The organism is Paraglaciecola sp. MB-3u-78, assembly GCF_002835935.1.
Lineage (GTDB): Bacteria > Pseudomonadota > Gammaproteobacteria > Enterobacterales > Alteromonadaceae > Paraglaciecola.
Window position 1 is genome coordinate 628,056 of sequence record NZ_PJCF01000003.1, and the last position, 17,558, is coordinate 645,613.

The 17,558-nt window shown below is 40.7% G+C and carries 20 protein-coding genes; 16 read left to right on the forward strand and 4 right to left on the reverse strand.

What is annotated here, in order from left to right:
- Nucleotides 1-4 precede the first annotated feature (4 nt).
- From CXF95_RS06635 to CXF95_RS06670, 8 genes are all read left to right on the forward strand, one after another.
- Nucleotides 5-805 (forward strand): M23 family metallopeptidase, encoded by an 801-nt coding sequence (locus CXF95_RS06635; RefSeq protein ID WP_232787691.1) that lies wholly within the window; start codon nt 5-7, stop codon nt 803-805.
- Between the two features lie 236 nt (nt 806-1,041).
- Nucleotides 1,042-1,470: a 50S ribosomal protein L13 gene (rplM, locus tag CXF95_RS06640; protein WP_101197929.1), complete on the forward strand. Its 429-nt coding sequence runs from the start codon at nt 1,042-1,044 to the stop codon at nt 1,468-1,470.
- 12 nt (nt 1,471-1,482) lie between these two features.
- Nucleotides 1,483-1,875 carry a 30S ribosomal protein S9 gene (gene rpsI / locus CXF95_RS06645; protein WP_007639878.1) on the forward strand — a complete coding sequence of 131 codons (393 nt, stop codon included), beginning with the start codon at nt 1,483-1,485 and terminating at the stop codon, nt 1,873-1,875.
- Between the two features lie 288 nt (nt 1,876-2,163).
- The gene (gene petA / locus CXF95_RS06650; RefSeq protein WP_101197930.1) at nt 2,164-2,796 is read left to right on the forward strand and encodes a ubiquinol-cytochrome c reductase iron-sulfur subunit; all 633 of its coding nucleotides are present in this window, start codon (nt 2,164-2,166) and stop codon (nt 2,794-2,796) included.
- A gap of 1 nt (nt 2,797) precedes the next feature.
- On the forward strand, nt 2,798-4,066 hold the full coding sequence (locus CXF95_RS06655; protein WP_101197931.1) for a cytochrome b N-terminal domain-containing protein: 1,269 nt from the start codon (nt 2,798-2,800) through the stop codon (nt 4,064-4,066).
- Nucleotides 4,063-4,797 (forward strand): cytochrome c1, encoded by a 735-nt coding sequence (locus CXF95_RS06660; RefSeq protein WP_101197932.1) that lies wholly within the window; start codon nt 4,063-4,065, stop codon nt 4,795-4,797. Before CXF95_RS06655 ends, CXF95_RS06660 begins: the two co-directional genes overlap by 4 nt.
- A 190-nt stretch (nt 4,798-4,987) precedes the next feature.
- A complete protein-coding gene (sspA, locus tag CXF95_RS06665) occupies nt 4,988-5,620 on the forward strand; it encodes a stringent starvation protein SspA (RefSeq protein ID WP_101197933.1) in 633 nt (210 codons plus the stop codon).
- Nucleotides 5,621-5,634: 14 nt separating this feature from the next.
- Complete coding sequence (locus tag CXF95_RS06670; RefSeq protein ID WP_101197934.1) at nt 5,635-6,039, forward strand: ClpXP protease specificity-enhancing factor; 405 nt, start codon at nt 5,635-5,637, stop codon at nt 6,037-6,039.
- A gap of 83 nt (nt 6,040-6,122) precedes the next feature.
- Here the strand turns inward: CXF95_RS06670 and CXF95_RS06675 are convergent, their stop codons facing one another.
- The 4 genes from CXF95_RS06675 to CXF95_RS06690 are packed head-to-tail and all read right to left on the reverse strand — an operon-like array spanning nt 6,123 to nt 9,645.
- The gene (locus CXF95_RS06675) at nt 6,123-6,701 is read right to left on the reverse strand and encodes a BON domain-containing protein (protein WP_101197935.1); all 579 of its coding nucleotides are present in this window, start codon (nt 6,699-6,701) and stop codon (nt 6,123-6,125) included.
- 3 nt (nt 6,702-6,704) lie between these two features.
- Nucleotides 6,705-7,298: a phosphoheptose isomerase gene (locus CXF95_RS06680; RefSeq protein ID WP_101197936.1), complete on the reverse strand. Its 594-nt coding sequence runs from the start codon at nt 7,296-7,298 to the stop codon at nt 6,705-6,707.
- Between the two features lie 42 nt (nt 7,299-7,340).
- The gene (locus CXF95_RS06685; protein ID WP_101197937.1) at nt 7,341-7,715 is read right to left on the reverse strand and encodes a YraN family protein; all 375 of its coding nucleotides are present in this window, start codon (nt 7,713-7,715) and stop codon (nt 7,341-7,343) included.
- The gene (locus CXF95_RS06690; RefSeq protein WP_101197938.1) at nt 7,702-9,645 is read right to left on the reverse strand and encodes a penicillin-binding protein activator; all 1,944 of its coding nucleotides are present in this window, start codon (nt 9,643-9,645) and stop codon (nt 7,702-7,704) included. The genes CXF95_RS06685 and CXF95_RS06690 overlap by 14 nt, the downstream gene beginning before the upstream one ends.
- 137 nt (nt 9,646-9,782) lie before the next feature.
- Between CXF95_RS06690 and rsmI the strand changes: the two genes are divergently transcribed.
- The 8 genes from rsmI (at nt 9,783) to CXF95_RS06730 (ending at nt 17,380) form a co-directional block, all read left to right on the forward strand.
- Nucleotides 9,783-10,622, forward strand: a complete 840-nt coding sequence (gene rsmI / locus CXF95_RS06695) for a 16S rRNA (cytidine(1402)-2'-O)-methyltransferase (RefSeq protein WP_101197939.1) — start codon at nt 9,783-9,785, stop codon at nt 10,620-10,622.
- A gap of 2 nt (nt 10,623-10,624) precedes the next feature.
- On the forward strand, nt 10,625-11,596 hold the full coding sequence (locus CXF95_RS06700) for an FAD:protein FMN transferase (protein WP_198556516.1): 972 nt from the start codon (nt 10,625-10,627) through the stop codon (nt 11,594-11,596).
- A gap of 105 nt (nt 11,597-11,701) precedes the next feature.
- Entirely contained in the window at nt 11,702-12,247 is a 546-nt protein-coding gene (locus CXF95_RS06705; RefSeq protein ID WP_101197941.1) for an exonuclease domain-containing protein, read from the forward strand.
- A 144-nt stretch (nt 12,248-12,391) separates the two neighbouring features.
- Nucleotides 12,392-13,048 carry a 2OG-Fe(II) oxygenase gene (locus CXF95_RS06710; RefSeq protein WP_101197987.1) on the forward strand — a complete coding sequence of 219 codons (657 nt, stop codon included), beginning with the start codon at nt 12,392-12,394 and terminating at the stop codon, nt 13,046-13,048.
- 210 nt (nt 13,049-13,258) lie between these two features.
- Nucleotides 13,259-14,551, forward strand: coding sequence for an acetylhydrolase (locus tag CXF95_RS06715; RefSeq protein ID WP_101197942.1), 1,293 nt, complete (start codon nt 13,259-13,261; stop codon nt 14,549-14,551).
- Between the two features lie 104 nt (nt 14,552-14,655).
- Nucleotides 14,656-15,360: a PhzF family phenazine biosynthesis protein gene (locus tag CXF95_RS06720; RefSeq protein ID WP_369809288.1), complete on the forward strand. Its 705-nt coding sequence runs from the start codon at nt 14,656-14,658 to the stop codon at nt 15,358-15,360.
- 303 nt (nt 15,361-15,663) lie between these two features.
- The gene (locus CXF95_RS29920; RefSeq protein ID WP_198556512.1) at nt 15,664-16,191 is read left to right on the forward strand and encodes a hypothetical protein; all 528 of its coding nucleotides are present in this window, start codon (nt 15,664-15,666) and stop codon (nt 16,189-16,191) included.
- A gap of 298 nt (nt 16,192-16,489) precedes the next feature.
- Nucleotides 16,490-17,380, forward strand: a complete 891-nt coding sequence (locus CXF95_RS06730) for a fatty acid desaturase (RefSeq protein WP_101197943.1) — start codon at nt 16,490-16,492, stop codon at nt 17,378-17,380.
- Nucleotides 17,381-17,558 lie beyond the last annotated feature (178 nt).

The following is a 17,558-nucleotide window of genomic DNA, read 5'->3' on the forward strand; positions in this document are numbered from 1 at the left end:
TTTTATATTCTGTTTTTTACCAGTCTCGGTGATCGCCAGCGACATTCAACCCGCTAGAGGCCTTCAACTCAAAGGCGACATGACCCAAGGTAGTTTGATCCGTGGTCAAGTTCCTGTGGGTCATCTAGTTTGGCTAAACGATAAACCACTAAAAGTATCACCAGATGGTTATTTTGCCTTTGGATTTGGCCGGGATGCCGAGTTAACCCAGCAACTCAAGTGGTTAGATAATAAAGGTGCTGAGCATGCTCAGTCTCTACAATTGCAGCCAAGAACGTACGATATTCAAAAAATTGAAGGCATTCCTAGTCAATACGTTAGCCCTCCTAAAGAAGTGAGTGAGCGCATACAGCTAGATAATCGACAGGTCGGTAAAGCGCGAACTTTAGACGATGAACGCACCGATTTTTATCAAGACTTTATTTGGCCAGCTGCTGGGCCCATTAGTGGCGTGTATGGCAGCCAACGTGTGTTTAACGGTACCCCTAAACGCCCGCATTTTGGTGTGGATGTGGCTGCAGCAACCGGCACAGCAGTGTATGCACCTGCAAATGGCATTGTGACTTTGTTTGTTCCCGATATGTATTATTCTGGTGGCACTATGATCATCGACCATGGCCATGGTGTGTCTTCTACTTTTTTACATTTAAGTAAAGGGCATGTTGAAGCCGGAACAACAGTGAAACAAGGTGATTTGGTGGCCGAAATTGGTGCCACAGGCCGAGCCACAGGTCCGCATCTGGATTGGCGAATTAATTGGTTTAAGGAAAGATTAGACCCTGCTCTTTTAGTCCCAAAGCGTTAAACCGCGGTTAAATGACTGTTAATTAACAAAAGCTCGATATTTACACTCGCGTTTTCCCTTAACATCTGTATAATTCGCGCCCTGCCCAGTTGCCCCCGCTTGTGGGAAAGCGGATGAATCATACGACTCGAAGGGGTCAAAGTATTGATTTTTAGCGGTTTTGTGTAGCAGTCGGTAGTTAAATATCGAACACAAAACCAACGTAACGATTATTTATATATTTCGGGTATTTTAAAATGAAAACTTTTGTTGCAAAGCCAGAAACGGTAAAACGTGAATGGTATGTGGTTGACGCCGCAGACAAAACTCTTGGTCGTTTAGCGACTGAGATTGCTATCCGCTTACGCGGTAAGCACAAGCCAGAGTATACACCTCATGTGGATACTGGCGATTATATAGTTGTGATCAACGCTGAGAAAGTCACTGTTACTGGCAACAAAGCCAAGAACAAAATTTACTATTCTCATTCTGGTTATCCAGGCGGTCTTAAAGATACTACCTTTGAGAAGTTACAAGCTTTTAAACCAGAGATGATCATTGAAAAAGCGGTTAAAGGTATGTTGCCTAAAGGTCCACTTGGACGCGATATGTTCCGCAAAATGAAAGTCTTCGCTGGCCCTGAGCATAATCATGCTGCTCAGCAGCCTCAAGTCTTAGACCTTTAAGGAGCATTACAGATGGCAGATAATCAATATTACGGCACTGGCCGACGCAAAAGTTCCACCGCTCGTGTTTTTCTTCGTGCAGGTAGTGGCAACATTGTAGTAAATAAACGTCCTCTTGACATATTCTTTGGTCGTGAGACTGCACGTATGATCGTGCGTCAACCGCTAGAGTTAGTTGAGATGACTGAAAAGTTTGACATTTATATCACCGTTGCTGGTGGTGGTATTAGTGGTCAAGCTGGTGCAATTCGTCATGGTATTACACGTGCCTTGATGGAATTTGACGAAACTCTTCGTCCAGCATTACGTAAAGCGGGATTTGTTACTCGTGATGCACGTAAAGTTGAACGTAAGAAAGTGGGTCTTCATAAAGCACGTAAACGTCCACAATTCTCAAAACGTTAATTGTCCGACGACAGTCTTTTTACAAAAGACATTTAAAAAAACCCAGCTTTTGCTGGGTTTTTTATTGCCTAGGTTTTGTACAATAAATCACCATCCTATCAATATTCTCCTAAAAATCTGTTAAGTCTCAGTAATTCTTCATTTTATTGACGATTTCCTTGTCTTTTATGTGGGTTTTCTTTTATCATTTTCGGTTAATAGAAAAACTTTATTTCTTAAGTCTCGTATCAGTCCATAAGTCACTTAAAAAATAAAGTGTTAGTCAAATTAACCCTCGGAGATTAGTGGATGAGCAATGTATCTTTAGATGCGCATGATTCGTCTGAAACCGAAAACCAGCCAGTTAGCAGTAATAGACGCCGATTTTTAACGGTTGCTACTTCTGTTGTTGGTGGTCTCGGTGTAGTCGGTGCTGCAGTGCCTTTTATCGCATCATGGAACCCAAGTATCAAAGCAAGAGCTGCTGGTGCGGATGTTGAAGCGGATATCAGTAAAATTCAACCAGGTCAGTTAATCCGGGTGATATGGCGGAGTAAACCAGTCTGGATTGCTCGCAGAACCCCTGAATTACTTGCTTCATTATCTAATTTTGATGATCAACTTAAAGATCCCAACTCTGATGAAGAGCAACAACCCACTTTTGCTAAAAATGCTTATCGTTCTTTGAAAGAAGAATATCTAGTGTTGGTAGGGATTTGTACGCATTTAGGTTGTTCTCCGCAGCATTTAAAAGATGGTGCTTTTGAGGAATATGTAGAAGGTGTACCAGAAGGCTTTTTCTGTCCTTGTCACGGCTCTAAGTTTGACATGGCCGGTCGAGTATTTGAAAACGTGCCAGCGGGTTTGAATTTGGTAGTGCCGCCTTACATGTTTATTGACGACAATACTATATTGATTGGTTCCGAAGAAGGGGCAGCATAACATGTGGAAAAATTTGATGGACTGGGTTGAGTATCGTCTTCCCATAATGCGCGTTGCTAACCAGCACGCCATTCAATATCCCGCCCCTCGAAACATGAACTTTTGGTACATGTTTGGGTTTTTGGCGACCATAGTCTTAGTCAACCAAATCGTCACAGGCGTTTGGTTGACAATGAGTTATACACCTACTGCTGAAGAAGCATTTGCTTCAGTGGAATACATCATGCGTGATGTTGAATACGGCTATATACTCCGTTATATGCACAGTACAGGTGCATCTGCGTTCTTTATTGTTATCTACATGCATATGTTCAGAGGCATGATTTACGGCTCTTATCAAAAGCCTCGTGAGTTATTGTGGTTGTTCGGTATGTTTATCTATTTGGCTCTTATGGCAGAAGCCTTTATGGGTTATGTACTTCCTTGGGGACAAATGTCTTACTGGGGAGCTCAGGTCATTGTATCTTTGTTCAGTGCTATTCCAGTGATTGGTCCAGATTTAGTTATTTGGATCCAAGGTGACTACGTTATCTCTGGCGCGACACTTAACCGCTTCTTTGCGCTGCACGTTATTGCACTACCTTTAGTCATAGTGATATTAGTGTTCTTACACATAGTCGCATTGCATGAAGTTGGCTCGAATAACCCAGATGGAACTGACGTTAAACGTAAGAAAGGTTCCCTTAAAGAAGACGAAAAAACCAAATATAAAATTCACGAATATTACACTAAAAAATACGACATCATTGGCGATGTCGTGCCTTTCTTCCCTCACATAGTGTTGAAAGATTTAGTTGGGTTCTGCTTCTTCCTGCTCGCGTTCTGCTACATCATGTTTTTTAATCCTGAAATGGGCGGATACTTCCTTGAGCATCCAAACTTTGAAATTGCTAACCCGTTGAAAACACCTACACATATCTTCCCTGTTTGGTACTTCACACCCTTCTATGCGATTTTGAAAGCTGTACCCCATAAACTAGGTGGTGTTATTGCGATGTTTGCGGCGATTATCATGTTAGCTCTACTACCTTGGATTGACCGCGGTAAAGTGAAGTCTTGGCGTTACCGTTGTGGCTTACATACATGGAACTTACTTACTTTTGCAGCGGTATTTATCTTCCTTGGCTATTTAGGTGGTACACCTCAAGAAGCTTGGAAAATCACTGCATCACAAATAGCCACCATCATGTATTTCGGTTTCTTTGTATTGTTGTTTATCTACAGTAAAAACGAACGAACTATGCCAGTACCAGCGAGGATCACAGAATGAAAAAGATAATTTTTGTATTGTCCTTGTTGTTGCCTATGAGCGTTATGGCCGCTGGTGGCAATGTGCATCTTGATAAAGCTGAGTATGACTTAACTGACAAAGCGTCTTTGCAAACTGGCGCGCAGTTGTTTATGAATTACTGTTTAGGTTGTCATCAAACTCAATATCAGCGTTACCAACGTACTTTTGATGACTTAGGTATTCCTCTTGAATTGGGGCACGAAAACTTGCAGTTTACTGGCGAAAAGCCTGGAGAGCACATTAAAAATGCTATGCCAAGTGAGTCCGGCGCTAAGTGGTTCGGCGCGCCTCCTCCAGATTTAACTTTGGTGGCCCGGGTGCGTGGTGCAGATTGGATTTATACTTACCTAAGAACCTTTTATGCTGATGATAGCCGTCCTTTTGGTGTGAATAACTTAGTATTCCCAGAAGTCGGTATGCCTCATGTATTACAAGAGCTTCAAGGTTTACCAAGCAAAACCTCAGAGAAAATGCTAGTTGACGGCGAAATGGTCGATCGTGATGTGGGTATTAAAGCGGACGGTAGCGGTGAACTCAGTGCAGCTGAGTACGACAAAGCAGTGTTAGATTTGGTCAACTACCTAGTGTATGTCGGTGAACCTTCACGTTTACAGTCGGAGAGCATAGGCCGCTGGGTAATGATTTTTCTATTGGTATTGTTAGTTTTGGTTTATTTACTTAAGAAAGATTATTGGAGAGATGTACACTAATTCAGCAAAACTTTGTTTGGAATTTGGTGTATAATCCGCAAAATTTTTTGGAAGGGGCTATAAGCCCCTTCTTTTCCGTTTTTAATTAGCTGATTGACCTGTTAATCACTAGTAAAAGAACAAAGCAGAGATGCCTAAGACACTATCTTAGACACTATGCGATTATGTATGACATTTAGGAGAAATTTAAATGGCTGTAGCCGCCAATAAACGTTCAGTTATGACGTTGTTTTCAGACACGATAGATATATACAGTCACCAAGCACGCATAGTGTTAGCGGAGAAGGGTGTAGGCGTAGAAATCAGCTTTACGGTTCCTGATGAATTACCCGAAGATCTTCTTGAACTAAACCCCTATGGTACTGTGCCAACTCTTGTTGATAGAGAGTTGGTTTTATATAATTCACATATCATCATGGAATATTTGGACGAGCGTTTCCCGCATCCACCTCTTATGCCTGTTTACCCCGTTTCTCGTGGCCAAAGCCGTTTGACCATGCACCGTATCCAAAATGATTGGTACACCTTAGCTGAAAAAATCATGGCTAAAAAAGGCGATTTAGAAGCAACCCGTAACGAACTACGTGAAGCGTTTTTATCATTAGCGCCATTATTCGCTGAAACCCCTTATTTTATGAGTGAAGAATTCAGTTTAGTTGATTGTTACCTAGCACCATTATTGTGGCGTTTACCTGCATTGGGTATCGAATTGACTGGTACTGGTAGTAAAGACGTTAAGGCTTATATGAAGCGGATTTTTGAAAGACCTTCTTTTATAGCGTCATTAACCGATCAAGAACGTGAAATACACAACCCACTGTAACGGGTAGAAGTAATATGACACCTAATCAGCCATATTTATTACGGGCATTTTACGAGTGGATTGTAGATAACAATCTCACTCCATATATTGTGGTAGATGCACACTATGCAGGTACTCAAGTACCACAAGAGTTCGTCCAAGACGGCCAAATAGTGCTGAACATGTCTCCAGCGTCTACTGGTAATTTGCAGTTAGGTTTGCAAGACATCATGTTTGATGCACGTTTTGGTGGTGTGCCAAGGAATATAGTGGTTCCTTGCCCTGCAGTTTTAGCTATTTATGCCAAAGAAAATGGCGCTGGCACGGTATTTACCGTTGAGGAAAACATTGGTTCTGATGAAGTAGAAGAGCAAACAGTGACCGATGAGACCAATCAAAAGCCTAAGAAAGGCAAGCCTACATTGACGGTTGTTAAGTAACCGAACTAGAAATAATTAATCAAAAAGCGCCTCTTGGGCGCTTTTTTTATTTAGACCAAGTGCTGGGTTTGTTCGCATTCAAGTTAAGTATATTCAAACGCCTTTATCACTTGTTTTACACCTTGAATATTGCGGGTGATTTCTACTGCAATATTGGATTCTTGTTCGCTGACCAATCCCATTAAAAATACTTCGCCATTTTCGACTTCGATCTCAATGTGTAGACCATCTATACGTTTATCAGCAATCAGTTTGGTTTTTACCTTTGAGGCGAGCCACGCATCATTCGCCACTACGCTTGGAGGAATAGGTAAACCTAAACGGACTTGGTTGTGGAGTTTTTTGATGTTTTTCACTGACAAAGCCAGTTTTTCCGCTTGTTGGATAAGTGCTTGAGTAGGAGCCTGTCCTATTAACAGGGCCGTACCATTAAATACTTGAACAGAGATACTCGCTTGTTCATTTATTGCCACGTCATTTGAGATAGCTGTAGAGATGCGTCCAGCTGCAGTGGTATCGTCAACCTGCGTACCTAATGTGCGTCTATCATGTGCTACAGATGCAGCTCCTACACCAGCACCTATGATTAATCCCGCACAGCCTTGCAACAATAATGTTGTTGAGAGTAACAAAGGTATATAGATATTTTTTAATTTTAGCATGTCTTACTCCTGAAAATTTTCAGGGAATAAACAATTGTCTATCCCCTCACAAAGGCTATGTACCACTAAATAATGGACTTCTTGAATACGCGCAGTTCGATTCGATGGCACGCGTATTTCCACATCATGCTGGCTGACTAGGCCTGTCATTTGACCGCCGTCCATACCTGTTAAAGCCACTATTGTCATATCGCGGCTAAGAGCCGCTTCCATCGCTTTGATTAAGTTTTGTGAATTGCCACTAGTGGATATAACAAACAAAATGTCTCCTAGTTGTCCTAAGGCGCTGACTTGTTTGGAGTACACTTCTTCAAACGTAAAATCGTTAGCTATTGATGATAATGTAGCACCATCTGCTGTAAGGGCTAGCGCAGGTAAACTGGGCCTCTCACGCTCAAATTTATTCAGTAATAACGATGAAAAGTGCTGAGCAATTACAGCTGAGCCACCATTGCCGCAACATAATATTTTGTTGCCATTAATCAATGCGTTAACCATCATGTAAGTGGCGTTAGAAATGTGCTCAGGTAATAACTCAATTGAGGCAATTTTTATCTGAATACTCTCAGTAAAATTTGCCTTAATGTTTTCTAACATAATACTCCTAAGAAATAAATGACTGCTCTTTGCAGCTCGTGGTTAAACACTTTTTAACCAATTGATGTTTTGCTGTTGCTGACCTTTTCCCTCGATGCCCACTAAGTCAATTCTATGTGGCACAATACTAGGGTTGAAGCCTTTTTCTTGCATATAATACATAACAGCAGATTCAAACTTACGTTTTTTGCTGGCATGAAAAAATTCTATTGCCGATCCGTGTTGATTCTGGCTACGGAATTTTACTTCTACAAAGACTAGCTCGTCGCCGTCTTGCATAACTAAGTCAATCTCACCTGTACGACAACGATAATTTTTCATAATAAATGTAAGACCTTGCTGTTCTAAGAAGGTTCGAGCAAAACGTTCTGCCTCATTGCCGATTAAAGGAGAGAGTGCCTGCTTAATCCATTTCAAGTAACTTCACTCGGTCTTGGGCCACTTGTGCCCAAAGTAAACGTCTGTGTAACACACCCTGATCGTCTACATTGATCTCACCGGTTAGGCCGTGACTGACAAGCTGCGGCAGTGTCTTTAACCGACGTAAATTGGGGAGTAAGTTGTAAGCGTCAAACCCCATAGCAAATAATCTTAATAAGGTGTCCTGTTGTTGTGGCCAAAGTTGTGTCGTCTGATTGGCTAAGTCCTGCCAACTATGATCTGGCAACATCCAAGGCATGTCTGTGAATGTGAGGTTACGTAAATCTCTGAGACTGTTGCTGTTTAAATCTAGGCTATAGCTGCGAGAAGAAGCAAATACCGACAATGATCTTCGGGCGAAGGGACTCAGGCTTGCTTCGATAATTGGGTTAAGCAGTTTTGCTTGTTCCGGGTTGGCAAATAATACGATGGAATCGATATCTCGACGATTTCTTTCTACACCAAAAACTTCGACATCAGACAAGACTTCCATTTGTTTAATGCGCTGCTTGCTTTGGGCCACATCTAACATTTGTGACACACTAGTACGCATGTCTTTACTGTCGGTGAATATGGTCAAGTCCGGCCGAATGGCGTTTGGTGTTTCTTGCCATTTAGCAATAAATGCTTCAGCCATTCTTTGAGTTGTAGGGTTGTCGGCTGCGAAAATAATGGGTCTAACCAATTGTTTTTGATGAATATGTGATGCTAGTTGTTGTGCCTCGTCTTCTGGCGCTAACGAAAAATAATAGTGTTCTGATGCATGTAAACTTGACTCAACTATCTGATCTAATTGGTCTATGGTGGGCGTTTGCGCTTTTAACTCCACTCTGTTTAGAGCCAAGAGTATTTTATCTGAGGGTAAAACAGCAGTCAGTTTCATAATTTGTTCTTTGACCAAAGGACCCAAAACCACATCAAAATCAGCCACAAGTGCATTTAATTGTTGCGCTGTTTTTAAGGCGGAGTCAAAAAAACGTATTTCACGATATTGTTGAGTATTGTTCTGAGTGGTTTTGCCAGTTGACTGGTCATGATCAGTTGAATCGTTCATAGTGAACGTTGCGTTGGGCAAATCCTTCAGATAAGCGGCGAGTATTCCTTCTTTGATAGCTAAGCCTTGATTCGCAAGTCTGCCCGTTAATGGCAATAAAACCGCGATGCGTTTTGCCTGTATCGGTGCTTGCTGCAACGCGTTCTTTATTTCTTCTGGGAGGTTAGTCACCAGTGTATGCCCCAAATTCCTACTCTGCCAATTGATTAATTGTTGGTTAAACGACTCAGGCTCTAAAGCAAAACGTTTTATAATGATGGCAAGTTGCAGCCATGGTTGTAGAGCTGACTCCGATAGTCGCGCTTTTTCCAATTCAGGTAAGTCTAATTTCTTGATCCATTTCCATGTACTTTGGGTTTTTTCAAGCTCTTCAATATCTGTGTCCTGTAGCGCTATAGCCGCTTTTAGCCATTGTTTTTTGTTAACCATAAGTTGTGCTTGCAAAGCGGCAATGCGGGCATCATAACCATATGCACTAGTTAAATTTGCCAGTATGGCTGCTACCTTATCAACCGCCTTATCAGACAAAATTAAATAACATTCAGCTAAAATGAGATTGGCATGAGTGCGTTGACGGTTGTCCTTTAGCTCTGACTCCAGCACCTTAAGCATCCTGATACTTTTGGTGCATTGTTGCTCTGCTTGCAGAGTTTCGGCGGCTTGTATTAGAGAGTCATTACGCTGATATACATCATGGTTCTTAAAATAATTTTGTTTGGCTTGAGTCAAATAGTAATCACTATTTTTGGCCACTTCTGTGATATTTTGTGAAGACGTGTCTATGGCTGTTGATGTTTGCCGAGTCGGGCTACTAGTGCAAGAAAGCAGGCATAAAATAGCGATAAAAAATACAATATACGATCGAAAACTCATCGCTGATACCCTTAGAAGAATGTACTTAATAGTTTATAGTAACGGCTATAAATATCTAATGCTTTGTGACTAGGTTCAGTGATAAAACCTATACTTAGATAAACGTTAGACAATCACTTTAATTTGGAGAGTTATCATTGACTGAATCAGGCACGTTATTTATCGTCGCCACGCCTATTGGCAATCTGGAAGACATCACACTCAGGGCTTTACGCATATTAGCTGAAGTCGATTTGATTGCGGCGGAAGATACTCGGCATAGTCAGCGTTTGTTGCAACACTATGATATTTCGACACGATTAACCTCATTGCATGATCATAACGAATCACAGCGGGCTAAACAGCTCATTGAAAAACTTAAACTGGGTGAGAATATAGCCTTGATTTCTGATGCGGGTACACCACTGATCAGCGACCCAGGTTATGGTTTGGTCAGTCAGTGTCGAGAAGCAGGGATGAATGTTGTGCCATTGCCGGGTCCATGCGCTGCCATCACAGCATTATGTGCTGCTGGCTTAGCAACTGACAGATTTAAGTTTGAGGGGTTTTTACCCGTCAAAGCTGTGGCTAAACAGCAGGCATTGCAGCGTTTACTTACTGAGACCAGTACCAGTGTGTTTTATGAATCTCCCCGAAGAGTGGCAGACACAGTCAGGCAAATCGTGGCTGAGTTGGGAGAAGACCGGCAAATGGTTGTGGCAAAAGAACTCACCAAAACCTTTGAAACATTTTACTCAGGTAGCGCACAAGCTTGTTTGACTTGGCTTGAGGCTGATACAAATCATCAAAGAGGAGAGTTTGTATTGATGATTGCTGGTGAAAAACAAGATCAGACCGAAGTTTCAGCAGATGCACTAAACTTACTCAAACTGTTAATGAAAGAATTACCCCTTAAAAAAGCGGCAGCTGTGACGGCTGAACAATATAATTTAAAGAAAAATCATCTTTATCAACTTGGCTTAGAATTAAAACAATGAAGATGCAGGGCATAGTCTCGCCAATTTTGTTGTTATGGATGTTGGTCTATCCACGGCTCTCATATGCAACGTGGTTTGAAGACAATCAAGGGATCATGGGCACTAATATTCACGTAGAGCTTTGGAGTGATTCTGCGCAACAAGGTGAAAATGCGATACAAGCTGTTATGGACGAAATGCAGCGAATTAATCAGTTAATGAGTCCGTACATTGAAAGTAGTGAGTTAAGTCAGCTTAATAGTCGTGGCTCTGATACCGCAGTGCCTGTATCTAAAGAGTTATTTGAGCTTATTGCTCTGTCTGTTGAAATAGCCAAGGAGACAGACGGGGCTTTTGATATTACTTTTGCTAGCGTCGGCTATTTGTATAACTATCGTGAACATCAGAAGCCAGAGCCACAGCAAATCGACAACTTGTTAAAGGCCATTAACTACAGGCACATCAAGTTTGACATCAATGATCACAGTATTTATTTCGCACATCCCAATGTTAAAATTGATTTAGGTGGTATCGCTAAAGGGCATGCGGTAGACCATGCTATCGATATACTAAAAACACTAGGTATTAAACATGCATTAGTGACAGCAGGTGGTGATACTAAACTGCTAGGTGATAGGTTAGGTAAACCTTGGATGGTAGGTATTCGAGATCCCCGTAACAAAGATAAACAGGCAGTGGTTTTGCCCTTGGCTGATACTGCGTTATCCACTTCAGGTGACTACGAGCGTTATTTCGAACAAGACGGAAAGCGCTTTCACCATATTCTATCGCCGAAAACAGGTACTTCGGTCTATGAAGTGCAAAGTGTGTCGATTATTGGTCAGCGCAGTACATTAAATGATGCCCTATCAACCGCAGTGTTTGTTTTGGGTGTGCAAAAAGGAATGGACTTACTGAATCGTACACCAGGTTATGATGGCATTATTGTCGATAACCAGCGAAAATTACATTATTCGAATGCTTTAGTGAAGTAACTTAATACTCTTGATTTGTGAGTAATTCTTTGTTTTCGCTATCTTTTTGATTCTTTTTTAGAGTAGAGTTTATTGCTTAGCAACAAACTCATAAATAGGTGTGTTGTGATCAAAATCGGAGGCCAAGCCAGTGTTGCTATCCCCACTATTATTGATGTTGAAGCCAGTGGTTTTGGTTCGCTAAGTTATCCCATTGAAGTGGGTGTCATTAATCGGTCAGGCAATAGATTTTGCAGTTTAATTAAGCCACAAAGCGATTGGACACATTGGGATGCTCAAGCTGAATCATTACATGGTATCAGTCGACAATTATTAGCAGAAAAAGGTTTGTCGGCACAACTGGTTTGTCAGCAACTGAATCAGTTTTTGATGGGGCAGGTAGTCTATTCAGACGGGTGGGTGGTCGATGATACTTGGTTAATTAGACTTTTCGATGCTGCTAAAGTGACTAAACAATTTCATGTCAGCTCGCTGGAAATGATTTTAAACGAAACCCAAATGTCGTTATGGCATTTAACCAAAGACAGATTATTTCAACAAATGAAAGAGCCGCGTCATCGAGCTAGCAGTGACGCGGCGCTTATCCAAAACACTTTTGTGACAACTCAAAAGATATGTATAGAAAATGCTAAACAGTCAAAGGTTACTTAATTTATATAAACATAACTTGTCATTACTGTGACTATTAGTGTTTATTGCAAGAGCCCTTGGGTTGGATGCACTTCGGTGGATTAACGCTAGTTATTATTGGCATGCGCTTGTTAAAATAAAGGGATGAACTTATCCGGTATTGATATGACACAAATGACTGAAAATGCAGATCTCGAAGAGCAGTTAATAGATGATATTGCTGACGCTTTGGCACAACGGGGGTTTATTCATTTGCAGCATTTATTACCAAAGTGGCTTGCTCTGCAACTGATGCATGAAGCACAACGCTTAGCTGCATTCGAGTTTAAGCCTGCCGGTATTGGTCGTAACAATCATCAGCAAGTTAATTCACAAGTAAGAACGGATTCGACCTTATGGCTTAGGGGCAATTCCCTGACCCAACAGGCATATTTAGACTGGATGGAGCAATTAAGAATGGGCCTCAATAGGCGACTATTTATGGGATTATTCGATTTTGAATGTCATTTCTCCCATTATTCAACAGGCGATTTTTATCAGCGTCACTTGGATGCCTTTAAAGGCCGAAGTAATCGAATTTTAAGCTCTGTTTTTTATTTGAATCCCCACTGGAGTGAAAGTGATGGCGGAGAGTTACTTTTGTATGCCGATGAACAACCATCACCATTGTTAGTTGTGCCTCCAGAGTTTAACAGTTGCATCCTATTTCTAAGCGATGTTTTCCCTCATGAAGTCCTTGCCAGCCATAGTGATCGATTCAGTATTGCTGGGTGGTATCGAGTCAATAGTCAGTCTTCAGATCGTTTAGATCCCAACCAATAAGTCAGCCTTATAAGTCATCCTTTAAATTACTGAGTTGTTTCTATTTACCGAACTAGGTTAAATTTATCGATTTGGTTATTTGAGATGCATGTATGCAATCGTTTAAGAGGTTTTACGGCAATATTCGTCAAAACGCTATTCAGCGAGTTAATCAATTTATGTTGATAAAAAATGCCTCCTAATCAGAATAATCATTTCAAGGAATATAGTATGACTGTCTTTAAAACTGGGTTGCAGCAAACCCTCAGAGCATCTTTTTTATTATGCTGTAGTTGTTTAGTTTTTAGTGTTTTTGCTGCAGATGAAGCTCAACAACTGTACACAAATCAACCTGACGTCACCCCAGAATTAGGAAAACGTGGCAATTACTCCGTTGGGGTAAGGACAATACAGGTGACTAACCCACAGCAACTTAGCGCCAAAGATTATCAAAGCCTAGAAGATCGCACCTTGACCTTAGAAGTTTGGTATCCGGCGGATACCAAAGAAACAGATATTCATGCAACCTATGAAAATGTGACTCGAACTCATAAAGCGTTTTCACTTCAAGGTCAGAGTGTTAGAAACGCAAAAACTAACCAAAAAACAACCTATCCGCTGGTGGTGTTATCCCATGGATATACTGGCTATCGGACTATCATGTTTTATCTTGGGGAACATTTAGCTAGCCATGGCTATGTCGTCGTAGGGATTGATCACACAGACTCCACCACAGGTGAAGTTGATTTTGAAAACTCCCCTTTTGCTGGATTTCCTAGTACTTTAATCAATCGCGCACGTGACCAACAATTTGTGTTGGATTATTTCTCCTCAGCCAAGAGCGATTTAGCTAAGGTGGTGGATACTGATCATGCCTCTGTCATTGGTTACTCCATGGGTGGTTTTGGTGCTGTGAATACTGTCGGTGGTTGCTATAACTTTAATCAGCAAGGCCTGCAAGCTTTTGGTTTCCCTGAACCAGTTGCTAAAGTTTTGGTACCGGTTTTTAACATTTGTAATGCAGGACAAGAGCAGGTTGATAGCCGCTGGAAAGCCATGGTTGCTTTTGCTCCTTGGGGACAAGAACAAAATTTACATAAATTGGATGCTATTCAAGTGCCTAGTTTATATGTTTCTGGCTCCCTTGATGACGTTTCTGGTTACGAACAAGGTGTGAAAAAGTTATTTGAACAATCAGCAGCAAAAGACAGTTTTATGTTGGTGTATGAGAATGCACGTCATAATATTGCCCCGCACCCAGCGCCAGAAATTGCCTATGCTGCTGAAGCCGATTTAGGCCTTTATTATGAGCCGTCATGGAGCAGCGAGACCCTTAATCGTATCAATCAACATATGACCTTGGTTTTCTTGGATTGTTACGTCAAAAAGCAAACTTCGTCGTGTGAATATTTACCGAAGCGTGAGAGCGCTACTCAAACCAAACAAGCCGACGGAAAGTTATCCGACCCTTGGCCAGGATTTGCTGACCGATGGGGCGTTGGAATGAGGTTTGTACGAAAATAGTATGATTAATTAACTAATAGCTGGGTATTAAATCATATAGAAATAGATATATTTCAAGTTGACGCTTTTGCAGAACAAGTCTTTAAGGCTAATCCCGTTGTGGTATGGGTATATATACTTGGATAGCAGACGAGTTACTGCAAAATATTGCTCAGGCAAATAATTTGTCAGAAACGGCTTTTTTTGTCCCTTATCAGAACAAGTTTCAATTACGTTGGTTCACTCCGTCCCATGAAGTGGACTTATGTGAACACGCAACATTAGCTGCTGCCAATGTACTGTTCATACATTTAGCCTATCAAAAATCTGGAATTTGCTTCAGTACTAAAAGTGGTGACTTGTTAGTCACTAAAAAGTCGAAGGTGCTAGAAATGGACTTTCCAGCATCAATGCCTAAGTCAGTTGTACCGCCAGATAATTTATTATTAGGCTTAGGCATCAAGCCTAAAGCGGTACACGCCGCTTTTGATTACATTATCGAGCTCGAAGACGAACCTGCTGTGGTCGCATTGTCACCTGATTTAGCTTTATGGAAGACCCTTGATCTCAGGGGGGGCAGTGCTCCAGGGCGAAATGTTGATTTTGTTAGCCGCTGTTTTTTTCCAAAAATCAATGTGGATGAAGACCCGGTAACAGGCTCTGCCCATTGTGAACTCGCTCCCTACTGGGCACAAAAATTGTCGAACAACAGCCTAGAAGCTAAACAGCTATCAGCAAGAACTGGGCTAATTTCCTGTCAAATATGTGGCGATAGAGTGTTGTTAACTGGGAAGACTGTGGATTACATGTGTGGAAAAATTACTCTCTAAAAGGACAAACTACAGAAAAGTTGTCTGTCGCCTTAGAGCGAAAAGCAGACAAACAAGTTAATCATCTTAAGGACGGGAATTCCGACAAAGCAGACATACGAACGAAGAATTATATTACTGTATTTTGCTGCTAAAATTCTTCAACATCAACTTCCTCTATCCGTCGGCCATCTGCCATAAGCCGCTGTTGAACTTCTGGTCAATCAATTTCACTGACCCTATCGATTTTCAACGACCCCGCAGGTCTTTCAGGTCTTTTAGCCTATTCGAGGAATTGAACAAGAGTATTGTGAAGCAAGCAACTTGACCCCTTTTGTTCTTTTTATTCGAGGAATTGAACAAGAGTATTGTGAAGCAAGCAACTTGACCCCTTTTGTTCTTTTTTTTCGAGGAATTGAACAAGAGTATTGTGAAGCAAGCAACTTGACCCCTTTTGTTCTTTTTTGTGAAGCAAGCAACTTGACCCCTTTTGTTCTTTTGTTCTTTTGTTTTCTAATTTCAAAGGATATGAGAAAAGTTATGAAGCAAGACAATCAATTAGATGATCACGGTCAACCTCGCAACACTGCCTTCAATCACAAGAACAACAAAACTAAAGCCGTCTTAACCTTAAAGGGTATTATTGACGGAATACTTGCAGACGTTGCATTAAATGATATTGAAGTAATCTATCTAAAAGCTTGGTGTTGTAACGACACATTTGATTTTAATGATGGGGATTTTATAGGTATCAAAGAGCAAATTGAGGACATTCTTGAAGACGGAATGATAACTTCCTCTGAGCAAAAGGATATGCAGCAAATGCTGAGTGATAACTCGACTTGGCTGTAAAGTACCATTGGCGTATCCAATTGCTTTTCGTACTTGCGGGATAATCCGTCGACTAAACGGCACTTCATAATTACCTTTGAAGGTCCAAACGGCAGGTCTGAGTCATAATTAGTCTTGCTAGGTCATGGATGGCCACCTATTCATTTGCCTCGGTTGTATCAAGCCGCAACTTAATCCAACTGGTTCAATAAGGCACTGATAAATAAACCATATTAATTAGATATTGCAAATCTGCTATTAATTAACTTATTATTATAGCAGAGTAACGTATTAACGGAACGAATCGGGCCTGTCGCTTATGCTTTTGGATAAAGACTCAAATTTACAAAAATCATTGTCAAAAGTATCAACCAGTAGGTCTTTTGCATATATTACGATTGATCTTTTAGTAATTGTGTTGTTGCTGGCTATAATGTTGATCACGACTAAGCCATTTATAACGCTTTTGGGTATTATTTTCATAGCTAGACAACAATATGCACTTTGCGTTTTAGGCCATGATGCAGTGCATAGACGTTTATTTAAAGATAAATATAGTAATGATATTGCAGGTCGTTTTCTTATTAATGGGTTTAGTGGTTTAAGTTTTGATGGATATCAGTTTACTCATCTAAAACATCATCAAAATACAATGTTTGACTCTGACCCGGACAAACGATTTGTTGAAGACTTCCCTATAACAAAAGGAAAGTTATTAAAGCAGTTTATCCCTGATTTTCTGGGATTAACTTGGGTCTATTTATTTTTATATTATTTAAAAAATGCTTATGCGTCGCTTAAATCATTCAAATCTTTATTTATTAATTACCTTCCAGCTCTTGGTATGAACTTTTTATTGTTCAGCTATTTTTTTGTAATAAATCAACCATGGTTATTTTTATTCTATTGGGTTCTTCCAATGGTGGTAATAATGCCGGTTTTTATGCATATTCGCGGGATATCGGAGCATGCTTGTTTTATTGGCGATAAAACACAAATGAATTGTTCACGAACAATTGTAAACCCATTACAATCATTTTTTATTGCGCCACATAATCTAAATTATCATATGGAGCATCATACAAATCCCTCTGTGACCCACTTTAATCTCCAAAAATATCATGACATTTTGGTCTCACAGGGTAAATTACAAAAACACAATCTTTTTACTTCATACTTTTCCGTTATTAAATTTATTACTACTAAATAATTGAAAATAACATTACGAATTAAGCAACAATTCGCATGACGTTATATGGTTACCTTGCATATTAACAATTGCAAATAGCACAAAAACCGTACTGAAGTAGCCTTGCTTATAGGCTCTAATCTAGACGAGCTCGACTTCTCGTCTATGTTCTCATTCGAGCACACTCTGGTCGAATAAG

Excerpts from the sequence above, each read along its gene's own strand:
- rplM (WP_101197929.1), top strand. The coding sequence starts at position 1,042 with ATGAAAACTTTTGTTGCAAAGCCAGAAACGGTAAAACGTGAATGGTAT.
- rpsI (WP_007639878.1), top strand. The coding sequence starts at position 1,483 with ATGGCAGATAATCAATATTACGGCACTGGCCGACGCAAAAGTTCCACC.
- petA (WP_101197930.1), top strand. The coding sequence starts at position 2,164 with ATGAGCAATGTATCTTTAGATGCGCATGATTCGTCTGAAACCGAAAAC.
- CXF95_RS06655 (WP_101197931.1), top strand. The coding sequence starts at position 2,798 with ATGTGGAAAAATTTGATGGACTGGGTTGAGTATCGTCTTCCCATAATG.
- CXF95_RS06660 (WP_101197932.1), top strand. The coding sequence starts at position 4,063 with ATGAAAAAGATAATTTTTGTATTGTCCTTGTTGTTGCCTATGAGCGTT.
- sspA (WP_101197933.1), top strand. The coding sequence starts at position 4,988 with ATGGCTGTAGCCGCCAATAAACGTTCAGTTATGACGTTGTTTTCAGAC.
- CXF95_RS06670 (WP_101197934.1), top strand. The coding sequence starts at position 5,635 with ATGACACCTAATCAGCCATATTTATTACGGGCATTTTACGAGTGGATT.
- CXF95_RS06675 (WP_101197935.1), bottom strand. The coding sequence starts at position 6,701 with ATGCTAAAATTAAAAAATATCTATATACCTTTGTTACTCTCAACAACA.
- CXF95_RS06680 (WP_101197936.1), bottom strand. The coding sequence starts at position 7,298 with ATGTTAGAAAACATTAAGGCAAATTTTACTGAGAGTATTCAGATAAAA.
- CXF95_RS06690 (WP_101197938.1), bottom strand. The coding sequence starts at position 9,645 with ATGAGTTTTCGATCGTATATTGTATTTTTTATCGCTATTTTATGCCTG.
- CXF95_RS06700 (WP_198556516.1), top strand. The coding sequence starts at position 10,625 with ATGCAGGGCATAGTCTCGCCAATTTTGTTGTTATGGATGTTGGTCTAT.
- CXF95_RS06710 (WP_101197987.1), top strand. The coding sequence starts at position 12,392 with ATGACACAAATGACTGAAAATGCAGATCTCGAAGAGCAGTTAATAGAT.
- CXF95_RS06715 (WP_101197942.1), top strand. The coding sequence starts at position 13,259 with ATGACTGTCTTTAAAACTGGGTTGCAGCAAACCCTCAGAGCATCTTTT.
- CXF95_RS06720 (WP_369809288.1), top strand. The coding sequence starts at position 14,656 with ATGGGTATATATACTTGGATAGCAGACGAGTTACTGCAAAATATTGCT.
- CXF95_RS06730 (WP_101197943.1), top strand. The coding sequence starts at position 16,490 with ATGCTTTTGGATAAAGACTCAAATTTACAAAAATCATTGTCAAAAGTA.